The sequence below is a fragment of the Lelliottia nimipressuralis genome (genome assembly GCF_004115925.1).
GTDB lineage: Bacteria > Pseudomonadota > Gammaproteobacteria > Enterobacterales > Enterobacteriaceae > Enterobacter > Enterobacter nimipressuralis.
Window position 1 is genome coordinate 30274 of sequence record NZ_SDDX01000014.1, and the last position, 19135, is coordinate 49408.

The following is a 19135-nucleotide window of genomic DNA, read 5'->3' on the forward strand; positions in this document are numbered from 1 at the left end:
CGGATCGTTACTTTACCATGGGCGCAAAATTTGGAAATAAAAAAGCCGGGTAGCGGCTTCGCCTTACCCGGCCTGTTCGTGCAGCGCGCCCCGAAGGGCATTGGTTACGGGCGATAGACCTTCACATTGGTAAAGCCCTGCTCGCGCAGGTAGAGCGCCTGCAGGCGGCTCATTACGCCACGCTCGCACCACAGGAGATAGGTTTTGTCCTTCTCCAGATCGCCAAACTTGGTGCTCAGCTTATAGAACGGCAGGGAGACAACTTCAACGCCCTCCACGCTCAGCGGGCTGGCATCCTGCTCGTCGATAGCGCGGATATCCACGATCACGTCGTTGGCGCTGAATCCGCTTACGGTTTCTACTTCCACCACGTCCTGATCGGTCTGCTGCGCAATTTCACGGATATCAACGTTCGTTGCTTCAGCAACCACTTTTTCGAGGATCTCGAAATCGAAGTTTTGCTCTTCCGCTTCGATCTTCGCCTTCACCGCTTTCACGGTCGGGCTTTTCGAGATCACACCGCAGTATTCCGGCATGGTACGGGCAAAATCTTCCGTACCGATTTTGCGCGCCAGATCGATGATGTGCTCTTTGTCGTGGGAGATCAGCGGACGGAGGATCAGCGTATCTGAGACGTTATCGATCAGACGCAGGTTGGTGAGGGTCTGGCTGGAGACCTGGCCCAGGGCTTCGCCTGTTACCAGCGCCTGCACGCCGTAGCGCTCGGCCACTTTCGACGCCGCACGCATCATCATGCGTTTCAGCACCACGCCCATCTGGCCGTCGTCCACTTTTTCGAGGATTTCGCCGACCACAGGCTCAAAGTTGATCGCCACAAAACGCACGCGGTGGGAACTGCCAAAACGGTTCCACAGATAATGCGCGACCTGACGAACGCCGATCTCGTGCGCCGCACCGCCCAGGTTAAAGAAGCAGTAATGCACGCGACAGCCGCGACGCATCAGCATGTAGCTGGAGACGCCAGAATCGAAACCACCGGAAATCAGGGACAGCACATCTTCTTGCGTCCCAATCGGATACCCGCCAATCCCTTCGTAGCGGCCTTTGACCAGCAGCAGGCGATCGTTTTCGATCTCAAGATTGACGGTCACTTCCGGGTTGGTCAGCTTCACGCGCGCCGTTTCAACGTGCTGGTTCAGACCGCCGCCAACATAACGTTCGGCTTCGATCGAGCTGAATTCATGTTTACCACGACGCTTTACGCGCACGCAGAAGGTTTTGCCTTCGATCTGATCGCGGTACTGGGCCAGCGACAGTTCAAAAATATTGTGCAGTGAGGTAAACGGAACGTCCTCAACTTCCAGAATATGGTGAATCCCGGGAATGCGGGTCAGCGCATCGCGAATATCCAGACGCTTGTTTTCGTCCTTGGCGCGCACTTCAACGTGATCCCAGTGACGAACCACGGCAAGGGTTTCGTCATAATTTTTTAAAACGTTACGAATGTTTCCGGTCAGAATTTTAATAAAGCGCAAACGCACAGATTGGCTTTTGATGGTGATTTCCGGGAACAATTTAATGATAAACTTCATGGCGGCAATGTTTCGTTGGCAAGCCCGTAAAGGCTTGTGATGGAAAAGAGTACAGCAGCCCACACCCGTGGCTGCATCCAGGCGCGGAAGTATACCACTATAGCGGTGCTCCTGTGCACATTGCGCGTTATTTGCTTATCCGCCCGAGTCCGCTACCATGACGGGGCTGAAAATATGAGAGTCTACATTCACTATGCCGAAGAAAAATGACGCACCAGCCAGTTTCGAAACTGCGCTGAGTGAGCTGGAGCAAATTGTGACTCGTCTGGAAAGTGGCGACCTGCCGCTGGAAGACGCGCTCAATGAATTCGAACGCGGCGTGCAGCTTGCGCGCCAGGGGCAGGTTAAATTGCAGCAGGCCGAACAGCGTGTGCAAATTCTGCTGTCCGATAGCGAAGACGCCGCCACAACCCCTTTTACACCGGACGCTGAGTAAATGGATTTCGCCAAAGCGCTTCAGGAATGTGTGGAACGAGCCAACGACGCGCTGCGTCGTTTTATTGAACCACAGCCTTTTCAGAACACTCCACTGGTTGAAGCCATGCACTATGGCGCACTCTTAGGTGGAAAGCGTCTGCGCCCGTTCCTCGTCTATGCTACGGGCAATATGTTTGGCATCAGCAATGACACGCTGGATGCGCCAGCGGCCGCCGTTGAGTGCATTCATGCCTACTCGCTGATCCACGATGATTTACCGGCGATGGACGACGACGATTTACGTCGCGGCCAGCCGACCTGCCATATCAAGTTTGGCGAAGCCAACGCCATTCTGGCCGGTGATGCTCTGCAGACGCTGGCGTTCTCTATTCTGAGCGATGCGCCGATGGTTGAAGTGGCCGACCGTGACCGTCTGGCGATGGTTTCTGAGCTGGCGATGGCCAGCGGCATCGCTGGTATGTGCGGTGGTCAGGCGCTGGATCTGGAAGCGGAAGGTCGTCAGGTTAATCTGGAACAGCTTGAGCGCATCCACCGTCATAAAACAGGTGCGCTGATCCGTGCAGCCGTTCGCCTGGGCGCGCTGAGCGCGGGTGAACAGGGGCGTAAAGCCCTGCCCGTTCTGGACAGATACGCCGAAAGTATCGGTCTGGCTTTCCAGGTTCAGGATGACATTCTGGATGTGGTGGGCGATACTGCAATATTGGGAAAACGTCAGGGTGCAGACCAGCAGCTTGGCAAAAGTACCTACCCCGCCCTGCTGGGCCTTGAGCAAGCCCAACGTAAAGCCCGGGACCTGATCGATGATGCCCGCCAGTCGCTGAATCTGCTGGCCGCACAATCGCTTGATACCTCGGCACTGGAAGCGCTAGCGGACTATATAATCCAGCGTGATAAATAAACATACTAAATCTCGATGAGCCTTTGATGAGTTTTGATATTGCCAAATACCCGACACTGGCGTTGGTTGACTCCACCCAGGAGTTACGTCTGTTGCCGAAAGAGAGCCTGCCGAAGCTGAGCGACGAACTGCGTCGTTACCTGCTCGACAGCGTGAGTCGTTCCAGCGGACATTTCGCCTCCGGGCTTGGCACGGTGGAGCTGACCGTTGCGCTGCACTACGTCTACAACACCCCGTTTGACCAGCTGATCTGGGATGTCGGTCATCAGGCTTATCCGCACAAAATTCTCACCGGCCGTCGCGATAAAATTGGTACCATCCGCCAGAAAGGTGGGCTGCATCCGTTCCCATGGCGCGGTGAGAGCGAGTACGACGTCTTAAGCGTCGGCCACTCCTCCACATCAATTTCTGCGGGTATCGGCATTGCCGTGGCGGCGGAAAAAGAGAACAAACAGCGCCGCACCGTCTGCGTGATTGGCGATGGCGCGATCACGGCGGGTATGGCGTTTGAGGCGATGAACCACGCGGGCGATATCATGCCCGATATGCTGGTGATCCTTAACGACAATGAAATGTCGATCTCAGAAAACGTCGGTGCGCTCAACAACCACCTGGCGCAACTGCTCTCCGGCAAACTCTACTCCACCCTGCGTGAAGGCGGTAAAAAAGTCTTCTCCGGCGTGCCACCGATCAAAGAGCTGCTGAAACGCACCGAAGAGCACATCAAAGGCATGGTGGTTCCCGGCACCCTGTTTGAAGAGCTGGGCTTTAACTACATCGGCCCGGTGGACGGGCATGACGTGCTGGGTCTGGTCTCTACGCTCAAGAACATGCGCGACCTGAAAGGCCCGCAGTTCCTGCACATCATGACTAAAAAAGGGCGTGGCTACGAGCCCGCGGAAAAAGACCCGATCACCTTCCACGCCGTGCCTAAATTCGATCCGACCAGCGGCTGTCTGCCAAAAAGCAGCGGCGGGATGCCAAGCTATTCGAAAATTTTCGGCGACTGGCTGTGCGAAACAGCGGCCAAAGACAACAAGCTGATGGCCGTGACGCCTGCCATGCGTGAAGGCTCCGGCATGGTGGAGTTCTCCAAAAAATTCCCGGGCCAATATTTTGACGTGGCGATTGCCGAACAGCATGCGGTGACGTTCGCAGCCGGTCTGGCAATTGGTGGCTATAAACCGATTGTGGCTATCTACTCGACTTTCCTGCAGCGCGCCTACGATCAGGTGATCCACGACGTCGCTATCCAGAAGCTGCCGGTGCTGTTTGCTATCGACCGTGCTGGTATCGTCGGTGCCGACGGGCAGACGCACCAGGGGGCGTTTGATCTCTCCTTCCTGCGCTGTATCCCGGACATGGTCGTGATGACGCCAAGCGACGAGAACGAATGCCGTCAGATGCTCTTTACCGGCTATCACTATCAGGACGGCCCAAGCGCAGTGCGTTATCCGCGCGGCAACGCCGTGGGCGTCGAGCTGGAACCGCTGGCGAAATTACCTATCGGGAAAGGCATTGTTAAACGTCACGGCGAAAAACTGGCGATCCTCAACTTCGGTACATTGATGCCTGAGGCGGCGAAAGTCGCGGAATCGCTCAATGCGACCCTGGTGGATATGCGCTTTGTCAAACCGCTGGATGAAACGTTAATTCTGGAGATGGCGGCGCGTCACGATTCGCTGGTCACCCTGGAAGAGAACGCCATTATGGGCGGCGCAGGCAGCGGCGTGAACGAAGTGCTGATGGCACATCGCAAGCCAGTTCCGGTGCTGAATCTCGGCCTGCCAGACTACTTTATTCCGCAAGGAACCCAGGACGAAGCCCGCGCGGCGATTGGCCTGGATGCTGCCGGAATTGAAGCGAAAATCCGTAGCTGGCTGGCGTAACATCTCCCCTCTTTTCCCTCCTGCTATGCTTAAAGATAGTATTTTAAGCAATCAGCAGGAGTGGAAGCATGCAATACAACACGTTAGGAAAAACAGATCTTAAGGTTTCCCGCCTTTGTCTGGGCTGTATGACATTTGGCGAACCTCAACGGGGAAACCATGCCTGGACGCTGCCGGAAGAGAGCAGCCGCCTGATCATCAAACATGCCCTCGATGGCGGCATTAACTTCTTCGATACGGCGAACAGCTATTCCGACGGCAGCAGCGAAGAAATTGTGGGCCGCGCGCTGCGGGATTTACCCGTCGCGACGAGGTGGTGGTTGCCACCAAGGTTTACTATCCCTCAGGCGATTTAACTGAAGGGCTGTCCCGCGCGCAAATCCTGCGTTCAATTGATGCCAGCCTGAAGCGGCTGAACATGGATTATGTCGATCTGCTGCAAATCCACCGTTGGGACTACAACACCCCGATAGAAGAGACCCTTGAAGCGCTGGACGACGTGGTAAAAGCGGGTAAAGCGCGCTACATCGGTGCGTCGTCAATGCACGCCTCGCAGTTTGCCGAAGCGCTGGATCTTCAGAAGCAGCACGGCTGGGCGCGATTCGTCACTATGCAGGATCACTACAATCTGATCTATCGCGAAGAAGAGCGCGACATGCTGCCGCTGTGCTATCAGGAAGGCGTGGCGGTGATCCCCTGGAGTCCGCTGGCACGCGGTCGGTTAACCCGTCCGTGGGGAGAAACCACCGCGCGCTCCGTTTCCGATGAAGTGGGTAAAAATCTGTATAACGATACCCAGGCGAGCGATGCGCTGATCGCCGAACGTCTGGCCGGTATCGCCGAGGAGACAGGGGCTACCCGCGCGCAGGTGGCGCTGGCGTGGCTTCTGAGCAAACGCGGTGTGGCGGCACCGATTATCGGTACGTCGCGGGAAGAACAGCTGGATGAGTTGTTGAATGCGGTCGATTTGACGCTGACGCCGGAGCAGATTGCCGAGCTGGAAACACCCTATCAGCAACATCCGGTTGTCGGATTTAAATAAAAAAAGCCGGGCGGCGGCTTCGCCTTACCCGGCCTGCAATGCGTGTGATTTTATCAGCCGGGAAGCCCAGCGCGACCCGGCAGCAAACCACACGACATCACGCGAAGTGATCGTACCCTTTCCAGTCGAGTGTCACAGGGGTGCCGTTTTGCACAAACTGCATCCCCTCGCTCTCAGGCAAAATCTGCCCGATACAGGTAAACGGCGCGCCGAGATTGCCCAGCGCAACATCCAGCGTACCGCGGTTCAGCTCCGGGACGGTAAAGCAGAGTTCGTAATCTTCACCGCCGGACAGCGCCCAGCGCAGCGCCTGCTCAGGCTCGACGTGTTTACGCATCTGCTCTGACAGCGGGAAGGTATCGAGATCGACTCGCGCCCCGACGCCACTTGCCTTAAGAATGTGCCCGAGATCGGAAATCAAACCGTCAGACAGATCGATCGCCGAGCTGGCGCGCTCGCGCAGCGCCTGGCCGTGCAGAATGCGTGGCGTTGGGCGCAGGTGGCGTTTCACCAGATACGCGGCGTCATCGGCGTCGTTCACGGTTAAACGATCCTGCAAAATCGCCAGCCCCGCCGCGCTGTCGCCTGGCGTACCGGTGACATAAATCCAGTCGCCCGGCTTCGCGCCCGAGCGTTTCAGCGCGCGTCCGACTGGCACATAGCCGTGGATCGCCAGCGTCATCGACAGCGGACCGGCCGTGGTATCACCGCCAATCAGCTGCATATCGTAATAATTCAGTTGTTCAAACAGCGCGTCGCTGAAGGCTTCAAGCCAGGCTTCATCGACGCTCGGCAAGGTAAGAGCCAGCGTCAGCCACGCCGGATCGGCGCCCATCGCCGCCAGATCGCTTACGTTCACCGCCAGCGCTTTGTAGGCCAAATCGGCCGGATCGATATCCGCCAGGAAATGGCGCCCACACACTAAGGTATCGGTGCTGATAGCCAGGGTCTGTTTTTCGGGAATATTGAGAAGTGCGCAGTCGTCGCCAATGCCCGTTTCAACATCAAGACGGGAGCTACGAACGCGGTCAAAATAACGGGCAATCAGGGAGAATTCGCCGCATGCCATACGTTATGCCTCAGCAAATAAAAATAAAAAAACCGGAGCCGCACAGCCAGGCGGCAGTGCGAAACTCCGGTTTGCGGATCACTTTTTGTGGGGACGGATCGCAGGTGCGGCTTTATCCAGCACGCCATTCACAAATTTGTGGCTGTCTTCAGCACCGAAGGTTTTTGCCAGTTCGATAGCTTCATTGATGGCCACTTTGTATGGCACATCCTGACGTTTAGACAGCTCAAACAGCGCAATGCGCAGCACTGCTTTCTCAACCTGGCCCAGCTCTTCAAGCAGACGGGACAGGTACGGCTTCATCAGACCGTCGAGATACGCGCTATTAGTCGCCACTCCCGACAGCAGTTCACGGAAGTACAGGACGTCAACGTCTTTGACGTCTTGTTCCGCCAGGAACTGGTATTCAACATCAGCGATGTCGTTCTGGGACAACTGCCAGGAGTAGAGCGCCTGGACGGCACACTCACGGGCGCGGCGACGAGCAGCAGGTTTCACGGAATTCCCCTTACAAAAAAATCAGGCCTTAATGGCTTTCAATACGTTGATCATTTCAAGCGCGGTCAGTGCAGCTTCTGCACCTTTGTTACCGGCTTTGGTGCCAGCGCGTTCGATGGCTTGTTCAATACTTTCAGTAGTCAGTACGCCGAATGCGACAGGAATTTCAGCATCCTGTGCCACGTGCGCCAGACCATTGCTTGCACCACCCGCAACGTATTCGAAGTGAGCAGTACCGCCACGAATCACCGTACCCAGCGCAATCACCGCGTCGTATTTACCGGTTTTCGCCAAAGCGCCCGCTGCCAACGGCAGTTCGTAGGCACCTGGAACCCAAACAACGGTAATATTGTCATCTTTAACCTGGCCAATACGTTTCAGGGCGTCAATCGCACCGTCCAGCAGGCTTTCGTTGATGAAGTTGTTGAAACGCGCAATAGTGATGGCGACGCGAGCGTCCGGGGTAGCAACAGCAGCTTCAATAATATTCATACTCTTCCTTTACGGGTTCATTTGGCCCCGCAGGGGGGCGGATTTTATCATAATACTTCGCGCACTGCTTCTCTATTTCAGAAAGCCTCACGCAGGGATTAAATGCAGGCACACGTCGGGGCCAACCTGCCGAATTTCGCTGAATTTGAGTTGTGGCGCATCGGCCAGTTTTTCAAGGCCGGGCAGCACAAACAGGCCACGCGCATCGGTACCTAACAGTTTAGGCGCAACGTAGACAATCAGTTCATCCACCAGCCCTGCCTGCAATAACGCACCGGCAAGCGTAGGTCCGGCTTCAACCCAGATGCTGTTCACCTGCTGTTTACCCAGCAGCATCATCAGCACCACTAAATCGATATGACCGTGATGCTCCGGCACCATAATGCTGCGCACCGCGTCCGGCCATTCACGACTGTCTTCTTGCGTACGTGCAATCCAGGTTTCACCCGGCTGCTGCACGATACGGTGTTCGGGCGTCAGGCGATTCTGACGATCCAGCACAATACGCAGCGGCTGGCGCAGATTTTCCTCGGGATAGAGCGCCCGGGTATCGGCATCAAGCTCTTCCCAGCGCACGGTCATCGCCGGATCGTCTGCCAGCACCGTCTCACTGCTGGTGAGAATAGCATGGCTTTGCGCGCGCAGACGTTGCACATCGCGCCTTGCCTGCGGGGAGGTGATCCACTGGCTTTCACCGCTGGCCATCGCCGTGCGACCGTCAAGAGAGGCGCCCAGCTTCAGCTGAATGTAGGGGAAGCCCGTCCGCATCCGCTTGAGAAACCCCTTATTCAGCGCCTCAGCATCGTTCATCATCAGCCCGTGGCTGACGTCGATGCCCTCCTGCTGCAGGCGATAAAGTCCCCGCCCCGCCACCTGCGGGTTCGGGTCCTGCATGGAGGTCACCACGCGCGCCACGCCTGCGGCAATTAACGCTTCGCAGCACGGCGGTGTGCGGCCATGATGGCTGCAGGGTTCAAGGGTCACATAGGCCGTTGCGCCACGGGCTTTTTCGCCCGCCATGCGTAAGGCGTGCACTTCAGCATGCGGCTCACCGGCGCGATAATGAAAACCCTCGCCCACAACAACGCCGTCTTTGACAATCACGCAGCCCACGTTCGGATTGGGATGGGTGGTGAAGCGTCCGCGCTGCGCGAGTTTCATCGCTCGCGCCATGTAAATCTCATCCTGCATGGGCTTAATCCTGTAGGCGGGCGATCTCTTCGCCGAACTCTTTGATGTCTTCGAAGCTGCGATAGACGGAAGCAAAGCGGATGTAAGCCACTTTATCGAGCTTTTTGAGCTGCTCCATCACCAGGTTGCCGATCATTTTGCTCGGCACTTCGCGCTCGCCGGTGCCACGCAGATGCGATTTAATGTGATTAAGCGCCATTTCGACGTCATCTGCGCTGACTGGCCGTTTTTCCAGTGCTTTTAGCATCCCTCTGCGCAGTTTCTCTTCGTTAAATGGCTCACGTACATCGTTACTTTTCACCACGCGCGGCATCACCAGCTCTGCCACTTCGAAGGTGGTGAAACGTTCGTTGCAGACCAGACACTGCCGACGACGACGGACAGAGGAGCCTTCACCTACAAGACGGGAGTCGATTACTTTGGTATCCACAGCGGAACAGAATGGGCAATGCATACGGTGTCCTGGCTATCTGGTTAACTGAACTCTATTTTACCCTGAACTGGGCCGACAACAAAGGAAGAGCGCTTTTGAGACAAAGGATCTATACCTGACGGCGAGTTACTGGCTACCATTAGGACATCCGTTATTTCAAGGAATTAAACGCAATGACAAGACGTTACCTAAGAATCCTCGTGGTGGGAAGCCTCTTCACCCTTAGCGCCTGCGCACAGCAAAGCGAAGTTCGCCAGATGAAACAGAGCGTTAATACGCTCAACACGGCGATGACTAAGCTGAACCAGGAAACGGTTAAAATCACGCAGCAAAATGCCCTGAATGCGAAATCCAGTAGCGGCGTTTATCTTTTGCCTGGCGCCAACACGCCTGCACTGTTGAAAAGTCAAATTGATACGCTGCGCATGTCGTTGGTCAATGTGGCACCTAACGCCGACGGCACACGCGCCACCCTGCGCATCCAGGGCCAGTCCAACGATCCGCTGCCAGCCTTTAGCGGCAAGGTCGAATGGGGCCAGCTGCAGGGAACGACCGAAAGCTATCAGGAGGTTAACGTGCAAAACCAGCTGATTACCGCACCTGCCAGCGTGCTCGCACCGAGCGATGTCGATATCCCACTGCAGTTAAACGGCACCACGCCAGAGCAGTTAGGTTTCATCCGTATCCACGATATTCAGCCTGCCGCCCAGTAACACTCTTTAGCGGAACGTTTACCGCGTTCCGCTCTCTCTTACATTCCGAAACATTGGCAAGATAAATGATTGCCGTTACAATCCCCGCCGTTTAAAGTACGCAAACGTGAACGCAATCGATTACGCGCATGAGAGATATGTGAAACAACACATATTTTTGTGAGCAGGGATTCCTATAATAGGCTTCGCAGAAACACGAAATATTTAGAAACGCAATTCGCGCATCTTTCACATCCCGAAAGGGATTTTCAATCAGTGGCATGATTATGAAAAAAACAGTATTAGCAGCCGGTGCAGTTCTGGCACTGTCTTCCTCTTTCGCTGTCAACGCAGCTGAAAATTCAAAACCTGAATATGTTTCCGACTGGTGGCACCAGAGCGTCAACGTGGTTGGTAGCTACCACACCCGCTTCGGACCTCAGATCCGTAACGATACCTATCTGGAGTACGAAGCTTTCGCCAAGAAAGACTGGTTTGATTTCTACGGTTACGCCGATGCACCGGTCTTCTTCGGTGGTAACACCGATGCGAAAGGTATCTGGAACCACGGTTCTCCGCTGTTCATGGAAATCGAACCGCGCTTCTCTATCGACAAGCTGACGGGCGCAGACCTGAGCTTCGGTCCGTTCAAAGAGTGGTATGTCGCGAACAACTACATCTACGATATGGGCCGCAACGCATCGGGCCGTCAGAGCACCTGGTACATGGGTCTGGGTACTGACATCGACACCGGTCTGCCGATGAGCCTGTCCATGAACGTGTATGCCAAATACCAGTGGCAGAACTACGGTGCCGCGAACGAAAACGAGTGGGATGGCTACCGTTTCAAAGTGAAATACTTTGTGCCAATTACCCAGCTGTGGGGCGGTAACCTGAGCTATATCGGTTTCACCAACTTTGACTGGGGTTCAGACCTGGGCGACAACGACTTCCGTGACCTGAACGGTAAGAAAGCGCGTACCAACGACTCCATCGCCTCCAGCCACATCCTGGCGCTGAACTACGATCACTGGCACTACTCCGTGGTTGCTCGTTACTGGCACAACGGTGGCCAGTGGAACGACGATGCGAGCCTGAACTTCGGTAACGGTGATTTCAGCGTACGTTCTACCGGTTGGGGTGGTTACCTGGTTGTAGGTTACAACTTCTAATCCTGCCGCAGGCCGGAGTAGCGAACCGCCATCCGGCATCAAAAAGCCAGCGCAATGCTGGCTTTTTTGTTATTTACAGACCAGCGCCCGGCCCTGATCCAGCAGCCACGGACGTAAATAGCCGACGGTGTTGGACATCGGCAGCACCTCATCCGGCAGCCTGATTCCGATGTGCTCGGCAATGTATGCCCGACGCGCCACAATGCGCTGCCAGAGCGCGGGGTAGTCACTTGCCAGCGTATGACGCAGCGTATCATCCGCCAGCGCGACGGTATCTTCAATGCTGGCCCCGGCGTATCCCGCTCTCGACGGAATAATGTCGATTTGCAGGAGCATCCCACTTTTCAAGGTCGCGGCCGAACCGGGGCCAATGGGCGAACAGAGCCACTCTTCATCCGCCACCAGATGCCCCGGATTCAGGTGCCAGTGATACTCGGCTTTTGGTAATACCCGCTCGATTACGTCATACATCTCGCCGCCTTTCATCCCGATGTGCAGATGTTCAAGCCAGGCGACGACCGCACAGAAATAGGGTTTCGCCACCACCTCGAGATAGTCTGCGACGTCGGGCGCAAGCTCCGACGCATTCGCCACTACATACGCCGCTCTGCTGGTCAGCCCGCCTTTGTAGCTGGTGGTGAGGGAGAATTTATCACCGCGCTGAATAACTTTGTCACCGGGATAAAGGTTAGCCCAGGCAAAGCGATCGCCCGTCGCAGCGATGGTGACGACATTATTCGGCTGGCCTTCTGCCGCCAGCAGCGCCGCGATCTGTTTTTCGGTTTTACCGGGTTCGATGGCATTTAGCGCCGTGAGGATCGCCGTTGAGGCCAGATTCGCACCATATTCGTAGTGCGCCAGTTCGTTGGCGTTATTGACCGTACGCGCGCCGCCGTCAGGATCGATAAAAATGCCCGTGGCATTGCGCAGCTGCGCCGTCCCCTCTCCCGCCAGGCGAATGGCATCGACAATAAAAGCGGGTAAATCAAACATCTGATGCGCATCGTCGCCCGAGCCGGTAAAGAGCTTCCAGCCCGCCAGCCCAAGCGTTTTACCTGCCGTTACGCCCGCTTCCTTCAGCAGTTCCGGCAGCGGTTTTTTGTTATCCATCGGCTGATTTGGCAGCGAAAACCACGGGGCATGGATCACCCGGTTTGTGAGCCGTGCATGGGCGGCCAGCTTCAGGTTTTCATTGCCCAGCACCAGCACCGCCTCCCCCGAAGCCTGCAGCACCAGCAGCGCCTCTTCAAAGCGGGGAATAAACCCGGTCAGATATTCGAAGTTACCGCCGTGCTCTTTATCCGCGTAGACAATCAGCGCGTCCAGCCCGTGCTGTTGCATCTTGCTCAGTACACTGGCTTTTCGCTGACGCAGGGTTTCGTCGCTCAACGTTACGGAAGGCACACCATGCCAGACGGCAGGCTGGGGAATGGAAGAAAGGGTGACCATCGGCATTACTCCATGTCATTGCGATTCACAATGCGAGAGTAACCAAATTTGAGATAGCTGTAATAAAAAAATCCCGGCCTTGCGACCGGGATTCCGTTATCAGATTGCTGTTGCCGTTACGGCAGGATAGACGGCTGATCCGCCCCTTCCTTTTCAACTTTCTGCTGCAGCAGATGCTCACGCTTCATGCCCAGTTTCAACGCCAGCGCGGACGCGACGTAGATAGAAGACGCCGTACCGATAGACACACCGATCAGCATGGTCAGCGAGAAGCCTTCCAGAATCGGGCCACCGAAGAGGAACAGCATCAGGATAACCATCAAGGTTGTCCCGGATGTGATCAACGTACGGTGCAGCGTTTGGGTCAGAGAAACGTTAAAGATTTCGTACGGTGTACCGCGACGGATCTTACGGAAGTTCTCACGAATACGGTCAGATACCACGATGCTGTCGTTCAGTGAGTAACCGATAACCGACATCAACGAGGCCACGATGGTCAGGTCAACCTCAATATGGAACAGAGACAACACACCCATGGTGATAACCACGTCGTGCGCCAGTGCGATAACCACACCGGCCGCCAGACGCCATTCGAAACGGAAACCAACGTACACCAGAATCGAGATCAGCGCGGCCAGCAGTGCCAGAGCACCATTCTGCGCCAGATCTGCCCCGACGCTTGGGCCGACGAATTCGATACGTTTAACCGTGGCATCCTGGCTGGTCGCTTCGTTAATCACGTTAACGACTTTGCTGCCCAGTTCCTGGCTGCCATTGGCATCGTGAACCGGAGGCATACGCACCATGATGTCGCGGCTGCTGCCGAAGTTCTGCAGCTGCGGCTCTTCGAAGCCCGCTTTCTGCAGCGCCAGACGCATCTGGTCCATGTCAGCCGGTTTTTCCAGGGTAATTTCGATCACCGTACCACCGGTGAAATCGAGACCCCAGTTAAAACCACGGACACCGATAATGGCGATAGACACAATCAGGAGAAAACCTGAAATGCCGAAGGCCCAGTAGTCCCAGCGCATAAAGTCCCAGACTTTACGGCCATGGTTCAATTGTTCAACAGTATATTCCTGTGCCACAACGCACTCCTCAGATAGACAGCTTTTTGACGCGCTTGCCGCCATACAGCAGGTTCACGATGGCACGGGTGCCGACAATAGCGGTAAACATTGACGTTGCCACACCGATACCGGTGGTGATAGCAAAGCCTTTGATCGCGCCAGTACCCACTGCATACAGGATCAGAACCTTAATCAGTGTTGTCACGTTCGCATCGAAGATGGAGCTGAATGCGCCTTTATAGCCTTCATCGATCGCTTGTTGTACGGAGCGACCGTTGCTCAGTTCTTCTTTAATACGCTCGTTTATCAATACGTTGGCGTCAACCGCCACCGCAAGGGTTAGAACGATACCCGCAATACCCGGCATGGTCAGCGTCGCCCCTGGCAGCAGGGACATGATACCGATGATCAGCACCAGGTTTGCAATCAGCGCGGTGGTCGCAATCAGGCCAAACTTCTTATAGAAGAAGAGCATGAAGATGATTGAAACCGCCAGACCGGCCAGACAGGCTTCCAGACCCTGAGTGATGTTTTGCATACCCAGCGTTGGACCGATAGTACGCTCTTCAACAATCTGAATCGGCGCAATCAACGCACCGGCACGCAGCAGCAAAGAGAGCTGACGCGCTTCGTTCGGGTTATTGATGCCCGTAATACGGAAGCTGTTGCCCAGGCGAGACTGGATGTTGGCGATGTTAATCACCTCTTCCTCTTTCACCAGAACCGCACGACCGTTGGCATCTTTCTTACCGCTGTCTTTGTACTCCACGAACAGAGTCGCCATCGGTTTACCGATGTTATCCTTCGTGAAGTTGGACATGATGTTACCACCCGCGCTATCAAGCGAGATGTTAACCTGCGGCTGGTTGTATTCATCCTGGTTCGAAGTGGAATCGGTGATGTGGTCACCGGTCAGAATCACGCGTTTGTACAGCACAACAGGCTGACCTTCACGTGTCTGTTTCACTTCTGAGTCACCCGGAACACGACCCGATGCCGCAGCGGACTGATCCACGTTGGTGTTCACCAGACGGAATTCCAGTGTGGCTGTCGCACCCAAAATCTCTTTGGCGCGCGCGGTATCCTGGATACCTGGCAGCTCAACCACGATACGGTCAGCACCCTGACGCTGTACCAGTGGCTCAGCAACACCCAGCTGGTTCACACGGTTACGCAGGATATTGATGTTTTGCTGAACCGCGTATTCGCGCGCTTCGCTCAGACGCGTATCGGTCATGACGGCACGCAGCTGATTGCTACCCTGGCGTGAAATCACCAGATCGCGATGACGTGCAGCCAGATAATCGACCGCCTGATCGCGAGCCGTTGCGTCACGGAAGGTGATGCTCAGACCGTAGTTATCTTCCTTACGCACGGTGGTGTAAGGAATGCTTTTTTCACGCAGATCGCTGCGCAGGCTATCAATGTTCTGTTCCTGCAGCTTGCCGAGCGCGGTATCCATATCCACTTCCATCAGGAAGTGAACGCCGCCACGCAGATCAAGACCGAGTTTCATCGGCTCTGCATTGATGGAGGCTAACCAACGCGGGGTTGCAGGAGCAAGGTTTAACGCCACGACATATTTGTCACCCAGCACGCCCATCAGCGCTTCACGTGCGCGGAGCTGCGTGTCGGTGGTGTCGAAGCGAGCAAGAATTGCGCCCTCTTCCAGTGCCACAGACTTAGCGGTAATTTTTTCTTCTTGTAACGTTTTCTGGACCTGGATCAGCGTTTGCTCACTGGCGGCGACACCGCGCGCGCCAGTGATTTGAACGGCCGGATCCTCACCATACAGGTTGGGAAGTGCGTACAGCAGGCCGACGATAATCACGACGACCAGCATGATGTACTTCCACAAAGGATAACGGTTTAACACGGCAGTTCCCTTTGGGAAAAGTTGGATTACAGCGCCTTCATCGTGCCTTTCGGCAGTACGGCAGCAACGAAGTCACGTTTGATAACCACTTCAGTGGTGTCGTTCAATGCGATAGAGATGTAGCCAGTTTCAGCCACTTTCGTCACACGACCCACCAGACCGCCATTGGTCAGCACTTCATCGCCTTTCGCGATGGAGTTCATCAGGTTTTTGTGTTCTTTGGTACGTTTCTGCTGTGGGCGCAGGATCATGAAGTAGAAGATCAGACCAAACACCACCAGCATCAGAATCAGAGACATCGGGCTGCCCTGCGACGGAGCGCCTGTTGCTGCTACCGCATCAGAAATAAAAAAACTCATTCAAATTCCCTCATTATTAAATTAGTCAACGTTCAAAGGTGGAACATCACGACCCTGGCGTTGGTAAAAATCAGTCACGAAGCTCTCTAATTTACCCTCTTCGATAGCCTTACGTAAACCAGCCATTAAACGCTGATAATAACGAAGGTTATGAATGGTATTGAGACGCGCGCCTAAAATCTCATTGCAACGATCAAGATGATACAAATATGCGCGAGAATAATGACGACAGGTATAACAATCACACTCAGCATCCAGCGTGCTGGTGTCATTTTTATGCTTCGCGTTACGGATTTTCACCACACCGTCGGTAACAAACAGGTGTCCGTTACGCGCGTTGCGGGTTGGCATGACGCAGTCGAACATATCGATGCCGCGGCGCACACCTTCAACCAGATCTTCTGGTTTACCCACGCCCATCAGGTATCGCGGTTTATCCGCAGGGATTTGCGGGCAAACATGCTCCAGAATACGGTGCATGTCTTCCTTCGGCTCACCCACAGCCAAACCGCCGACAGCGTAGCCATCAAAACCTATCTCTACCAGACCTTTAACAGAGATATCGCGTAAATCTTCGTAAACGCTGCCCTGAATAATCCCGAACAGCGCATTTTTGTTTTCCAGCCCGTCAAAACGGTCACGGCTACGCTTCGCCCAACGCAGAGACATCTCCATGGAACGCTTCGCGTAATCCCAGTCTGCAGGATATGGCGTGCATTCGTCGAAGATCATCACGATGTCAGAGCCGAGATCGTACTGAATTTCCATGGATTTTTCAGGATCGAGGAAGATCGGATCGCCGTTAATCGGGTTACGGAAGTGTACGCCTTGTTCGGTGATTTTACGGATATCACCCAGGCTGAACACCTGGAAACCGCCGGAGTCGGTCAGGATTGGACCTTTCCACTGCATGAAATCATGCAGATCGCCGTGCAGTTTCATCACTTCCTGGCCTGGGCGCAGCCACAGGTGGAAGGTGTTACCGAGGATAATCTGTGCGCCGGTCGCTTCAACTTCTTCCGGCGTCATCCCTTTTACGGTGCCGTAGGTGCCCACAGGCATAAAGGCTGGCGTTTCAACCACGCCGCGATCAAACACCAGGCGGCCACGGCGCGCGCGTCCGTCGGTGGTATCGAGTTCAAATTTCATTTTTTCTCCAGCGTCAGAAAAACAGTCCGACGTTTTCATACGGTGTCGCGGAATCAGTCCCCGACACGCTCATTCAAAGCCTGCGGATTGTACGTGATAAACATCGCGTCCCCGTAGCTAAAAAAGCGATAATTTTGTTCTACCGCAGCCTTATAGGCGTTCATTGTATGCTGATAACCGGCAAACGCCGACACCAGCATAATCAAAGTCGATTCAGGCAGATGGAAGTTCGTCACCAGCGCATCGATCACTTTGTATTGATAACCTGGGTAAATAAAGATTTGCGTGTCGCCAAAGAATGGCTCAATCAGGTCGGTTTTAGCCGCCTGCGCCGCGCTTTCCAGCGAACGAACGGAGGTCGTGCCGACCGCAATCACGCGGTTGTTGCGCGCTTTGGCGGCGAGCACAGCGTCAACCACCCCTTGCGGCACTTCCGCGTATTCGGAGTGCATGATGTGGTCTTCAATAGAATCCACGCGCACCGGCTGGAACGTCCCCGCGCCGACGTGCAGCGTGACAAACGCCATCTCGATGCCTTTCTCGCGCAGTTTTTCCAGCAGCGGTTCATCAAAGTGCAAACCGGCAGTCGGTGCAGCAACGGCGCCGGGTTTTTCGCTGTAGACCGTCTGGTACAGCTCGCGGTCGGCGTCTTCGTCCGGGCGGTCGATGTACGGCGGCAGCGGCATGTGGCCGATGGCGTTCAGAATATCCAGCACCGGGCGTTCGTCGTTAAACTCGACTTCAAACAGCGCGCCGTGACGGGCCGTCATGGTGGCGTTGATGCTTTCGTCATCACCCAGCAGCAGCTCAGCGCCCGGCTTCGGCGCTTTGGAGGCGCGAATATGTGCCAGAATACGTTTGTCATCGAGCATACGTTCGACCAGCACTTCAATCTTGCCACCGCTGGCTTTACGGCCAAACAGACGCGCCGGGATCACGCGGGTATTGTTAAAGACCAACAGATCGCCAGGGTTGAGCTTATCGAGCAGATCGGTGAAAGTACCGTGCGTCAGCGCGCCCGTTGGCCCGTCCAGCGACAGCAAGCGGCAACCACTGCGCTCCGGCTGCGGATAGTGGGCAATCAGGGATTCAGGTAATTCAAAGGAGAAATCGGCGACGCGCATGACTTATACTCGTGACTTAAAAACAGGCGGCTTAGTCTAGTGCTCACACCTCTTTGCTGCAACAACTAGCCGTATCCGGATACCAAAACGCATGAATTTTCTCGCACACCTGCACCTCGCCCACCTCGCCGACAGCTCACTTTCGGGCAATTTGCTGGCCGATTTTGTTCGCGGCAACCCGGCAGACGACTATTCCGAGGAGGTGGTGGAGGGTATTTTCATGCATCGTCGCATCGATGTGTTGACCGATAACCTGCCGGAAGTGACAGAAGCGAAGGCGTGGTTTCGCCCCGAAACCCGCCGCGTGGCGCCGATTACGCTGGATGTGATGTGGGATCACTTTCTCTCGCGCCACTGGTCACAACTCTCACCCGAGCTGCCGCTGCCGGAATTTGTTCGCTATGCCCATTCGCAGGTGGCGCTCATTCTGCCGGACTCGCCGCCGCGCTTTGTCAATCTGAACGACTATCTGTGGTCCGAACGCTGGCTTGAGCGTTACAGCGAGATGGAATTTATTCAGCGCGTGCTTAACGGCATGGCAAGCCGCCGTCCGCGGCTGGATGCCCTACGCGACTCCTGGCAGGATCTGGACACCCATTACGACGCGCTGGAGGCCCGTTTCTGGCAGTTCTATCCGCGCATGATGGCGCAGGCGAAAAACAAACAACTTTAATAGAAGTGTGATTGATAGGTAAAAACTGGCTGAACGATTGTCAGCGCCTCTTTGTCTTAATGCTGAAC

At 55.2% G+C, this 19135-nt stretch carries 18 protein-coding genes and 1 pseudogene; 7 read left to right on the plus strand and 12 right to left on the minus strand.

Annotated features, from left to right (window positions below):
* Positions 1-104: 104 nt before the first annotated feature.
* On the minus strand, positions 105-1553 hold the full coding sequence (thiI, locus tag ETG88_RS12075; RefSeq protein ID WP_102104302.1) for a tRNA uracil 4-sulfurtransferase ThiI: 1449 nt from the start codon (positions 1551-1553) through the stop codon (positions 105-107).
* 193 nt (positions 1554-1746) lie between these two features.
* On the opposite strand from thiI, the gene xseB reads away from it, so the two are divergent.
* The 4 genes and pseudogenes from xseB to ETG88_RS12095 all read left to right on the plus strand — a co-directional run bounded on the left by xseB (position 1747) and on the right by ETG88_RS12095 (position 5820).
* Positions 1747-1989, plus strand: coding sequence for an exodeoxyribonuclease VII small subunit (xseB, locus tag ETG88_RS12080; protein ID WP_100777420.1), 243 nt, complete (start codon positions 1747-1749; stop codon positions 1987-1989).
* Complete coding sequence (gene ispA / locus ETG88_RS12085) at positions 1990-2889, plus strand: (2E,6E)-farnesyl diphosphate synthase (RefSeq protein WP_102104303.1); 900 nt, start codon at positions 1990-1992, stop codon at positions 2887-2889.
* 26 nt (positions 2890-2915) lie between these two features.
* Complete coding sequence (dxs, locus tag ETG88_RS12090) at positions 2916-4778, plus strand: 1-deoxy-D-xylulose-5-phosphate synthase (RefSeq protein ID WP_129035473.1); 1863 nt, start codon at positions 2916-2918, stop codon at positions 4776-4778.
* Between the two features lie 68 nt (positions 4779-4846).
* A pseudogene (locus tag ETG88_RS12095) lies at positions 4847-5820 on the plus strand (aldo/keto reductase).
* 97 nt (positions 5821-5917) lie between these two features.
* On the opposite strand, the gene thiL reads toward ETG88_RS12095, so the two are convergent.
* The 5 genes from thiL to nrdR all read right to left on the minus strand — a co-directional run bounded on the left by thiL (position 5918) and on the right by nrdR (position 9524).
* On the minus strand, positions 5918-6889 hold the full coding sequence (thiL, locus tag ETG88_RS12100) for a thiamine-phosphate kinase (RefSeq protein ID WP_102104306.1): 972 nt from the start codon (positions 6887-6889) through the stop codon (positions 5918-5920).
* Positions 6890-6967: 78 nt separating this feature from the next.
* Entirely contained in the window at positions 6968-7387 is a 420-nt protein-coding gene (nusB, locus tag ETG88_RS12105) for a transcription antitermination factor NusB (protein ID WP_100777425.1), read from the minus strand.
* A gap of 21 nt (positions 7388-7408) precedes the next feature.
* Positions 7409-7879, minus strand: coding sequence for a 6,7-dimethyl-8-ribityllumazine synthase (gene ribH, locus ETG88_RS12110; RefSeq protein WP_100777426.1), 471 nt, complete (start codon positions 7877-7879; stop codon positions 7409-7411).
* 87 nt (positions 7880-7966) lie between these two features.
* On the minus strand, positions 7967-9070 hold the full coding sequence (gene ribD, locus ETG88_RS12115; RefSeq protein WP_102104307.1) for a bifunctional diaminohydroxyphosphoribosylaminopyrimidine deaminase/5-amino-6-(5-phosphoribosylamino)uracil reductase RibD: 1104 nt from the start codon (positions 9068-9070) through the stop codon (positions 7967-7969).
* Between the two features lie 4 nt (positions 9071-9074).
* Entirely contained in the window at positions 9075-9524 is a 450-nt protein-coding gene (gene nrdR, locus ETG88_RS12120) for a transcriptional regulator NrdR (protein WP_064325018.1), read from the minus strand.
* 152 nt (positions 9525-9676) lie between these two features.
* Here nrdR and ETG88_RS12125 point away from each other — a divergent pair, with 152 nt between their 5' ends.
* Entirely contained in the window at positions 9677-10216 is a 540-nt protein-coding gene (locus ETG88_RS12125) for a SadB/YajI family lipoprotein (protein ID WP_129035474.1), read from the plus strand.
* A gap of 266 nt (positions 10217-10482) precedes the next feature.
* Positions 10483-11367: a nucleoside-specific channel-forming protein Tsx gene (locus ETG88_RS12130; protein WP_102104413.1), complete on the plus strand. Its 885-nt coding sequence runs from the start codon at positions 10483-10485 to the stop codon at positions 11365-11367.
* Between the two features lie 69 nt (positions 11368-11436).
* Here the strand turns inward: ETG88_RS12130 and ETG88_RS12135 are convergent, their stop codons facing one another.
* The 6 genes from ETG88_RS12135 to queA form a co-directional block, all read right to left on the minus strand.
* Positions 11437-12822: a M24 family metallopeptidase gene (locus ETG88_RS12135; RefSeq protein ID WP_129035475.1), complete on the minus strand. Its 1386-nt coding sequence runs from the start codon at positions 12820-12822 to the stop codon at positions 11437-11439.
* Positions 12823-12932: 110 nt separating this feature from the next.
* Entirely contained in the window at positions 12933-13904 is a 972-nt protein-coding gene (secF, locus tag ETG88_RS12140) for a protein translocase subunit SecF (RefSeq protein ID WP_100777430.1), read from the minus strand.
* 10 nt (positions 13905-13914) lie between these two features.
* Positions 13915-15762, minus strand: a complete 1848-nt coding sequence (secD, locus tag ETG88_RS12145; protein WP_100777431.1) for a protein translocase subunit SecD — start codon at positions 15760-15762, stop codon at positions 13915-13917.
* 26 nt (positions 15763-15788) lie between these two features.
* A complete protein-coding gene (gene yajC / locus ETG88_RS12150; protein ID WP_064325012.1) occupies positions 15789-16121 on the minus strand; it encodes a preprotein translocase subunit YajC in 333 nt (110 codons plus the stop codon).
* A 21-nt stretch (positions 16122-16142) separates the two neighbouring features.
* Positions 16143-17270, minus strand: a complete 1128-nt coding sequence (tgt, locus tag ETG88_RS12155) for a tRNA guanosine(34) transglycosylase Tgt (RefSeq protein ID WP_100777432.1) — start codon at positions 17268-17270, stop codon at positions 16143-16145.
* Between the two features lie 53 nt (positions 17271-17323).
* Positions 17324-18394 (minus strand): tRNA preQ1(34) S-adenosylmethionine ribosyltransferase-isomerase QueA, encoded by a 1071-nt coding sequence (gene queA, locus ETG88_RS12160; RefSeq protein ID WP_129035476.1) that lies wholly within the window; start codon positions 18392-18394, stop codon positions 17324-17326.
* A gap of 91 nt (positions 18395-18485) precedes the next feature.
* Here queA and acpH point away from each other — a divergent pair, with 91 nt between their 5' ends.
* A complete protein-coding gene (gene acpH, locus ETG88_RS12165) occupies positions 18486-19067 on the plus strand; it encodes an ACP phosphodiesterase (RefSeq protein WP_129035477.1) in 582 nt (193 codons plus the stop codon).
* Positions 19068-19135 lie beyond the last annotated feature (68 nt).

Coding starts and splice junctions, on each gene's coding strand:
- thiI (WP_102104302.1), bottom strand. CDS start 1,553: ATGAAGTTTATCATTAAATTGTTCCCGGAAATCACCATCAAAAGCCAA.
- xseB (WP_100777420.1), top strand. CDS start 1,747: ATGCCGAAGAAAAATGACGCACCAGCCAGTTTCGAAACTGCGCTGAGT.
- ispA (WP_102104303.1), top strand. CDS start 1,990: ATGGATTTCGCCAAAGCGCTTCAGGAATGTGTGGAACGAGCCAACGAC.
- dxs (WP_129035473.1), top strand. CDS start 2,916: ATGAGTTTTGATATTGCCAAATACCCGACACTGGCGTTGGTTGACTCC.
- thiL (WP_102104306.1), bottom strand. CDS start 6,889: ATGGCATGCGGCGAATTCTCCCTGATTGCCCGTTATTTTGACCGCGTT.
- ribH (WP_100777426.1), bottom strand. CDS start 7,879: ATGAATATTATTGAAGCTGCTGTTGCTACCCCGGACGCTCGCGTCGCC.
- ribD (WP_102104307.1), bottom strand. CDS start 9,070: ATGCAGGATGAGATTTACATGGCGCGAGCGATGAAACTCGCGCAGCGC.
- nrdR (WP_064325018.1), bottom strand. CDS start 9,524: ATGCATTGCCCATTCTGTTCCGCTGTGGATACCAAAGTAATCGACTCC.
- ETG88_RS12125 (WP_129035474.1), top strand. CDS start 9,677: ATGACAAGACGTTACCTAAGAATCCTCGTGGTGGGAAGCCTCTTCACC.
- ETG88_RS12130 (WP_102104413.1), top strand. CDS start 10,483: ATGAAAAAAACAGTATTAGCAGCCGGTGCAGTTCTGGCACTGTCTTCC.
- ETG88_RS12135 (WP_129035475.1), bottom strand. CDS start 12,822: ATGCCGATGGTCACCCTTTCTTCCATTCCCCAGCCTGCCGTCTGGCAT.
- yajC (WP_064325012.1), bottom strand. CDS start 16,121: ATGAGTTTTTTTATTTCTGATGCGGTAGCAGCAACAGGCGCTCCGTCG.
- tgt (WP_100777432.1), bottom strand. CDS start 17,270: ATGAAATTTGAACTCGATACCACCGACGGACGCGCGCGCCGTGGCCGC.
- queA (WP_129035476.1), bottom strand. CDS start 18,394: ATGCGCGTCGCCGATTTCTCCTTTGAATTACCTGAATCCCTGATTGCC.
- acpH (WP_129035477.1), top strand. CDS start 18,486: ATGAATTTTCTCGCACACCTGCACCTCGCCCACCTCGCCGACAGCTCA.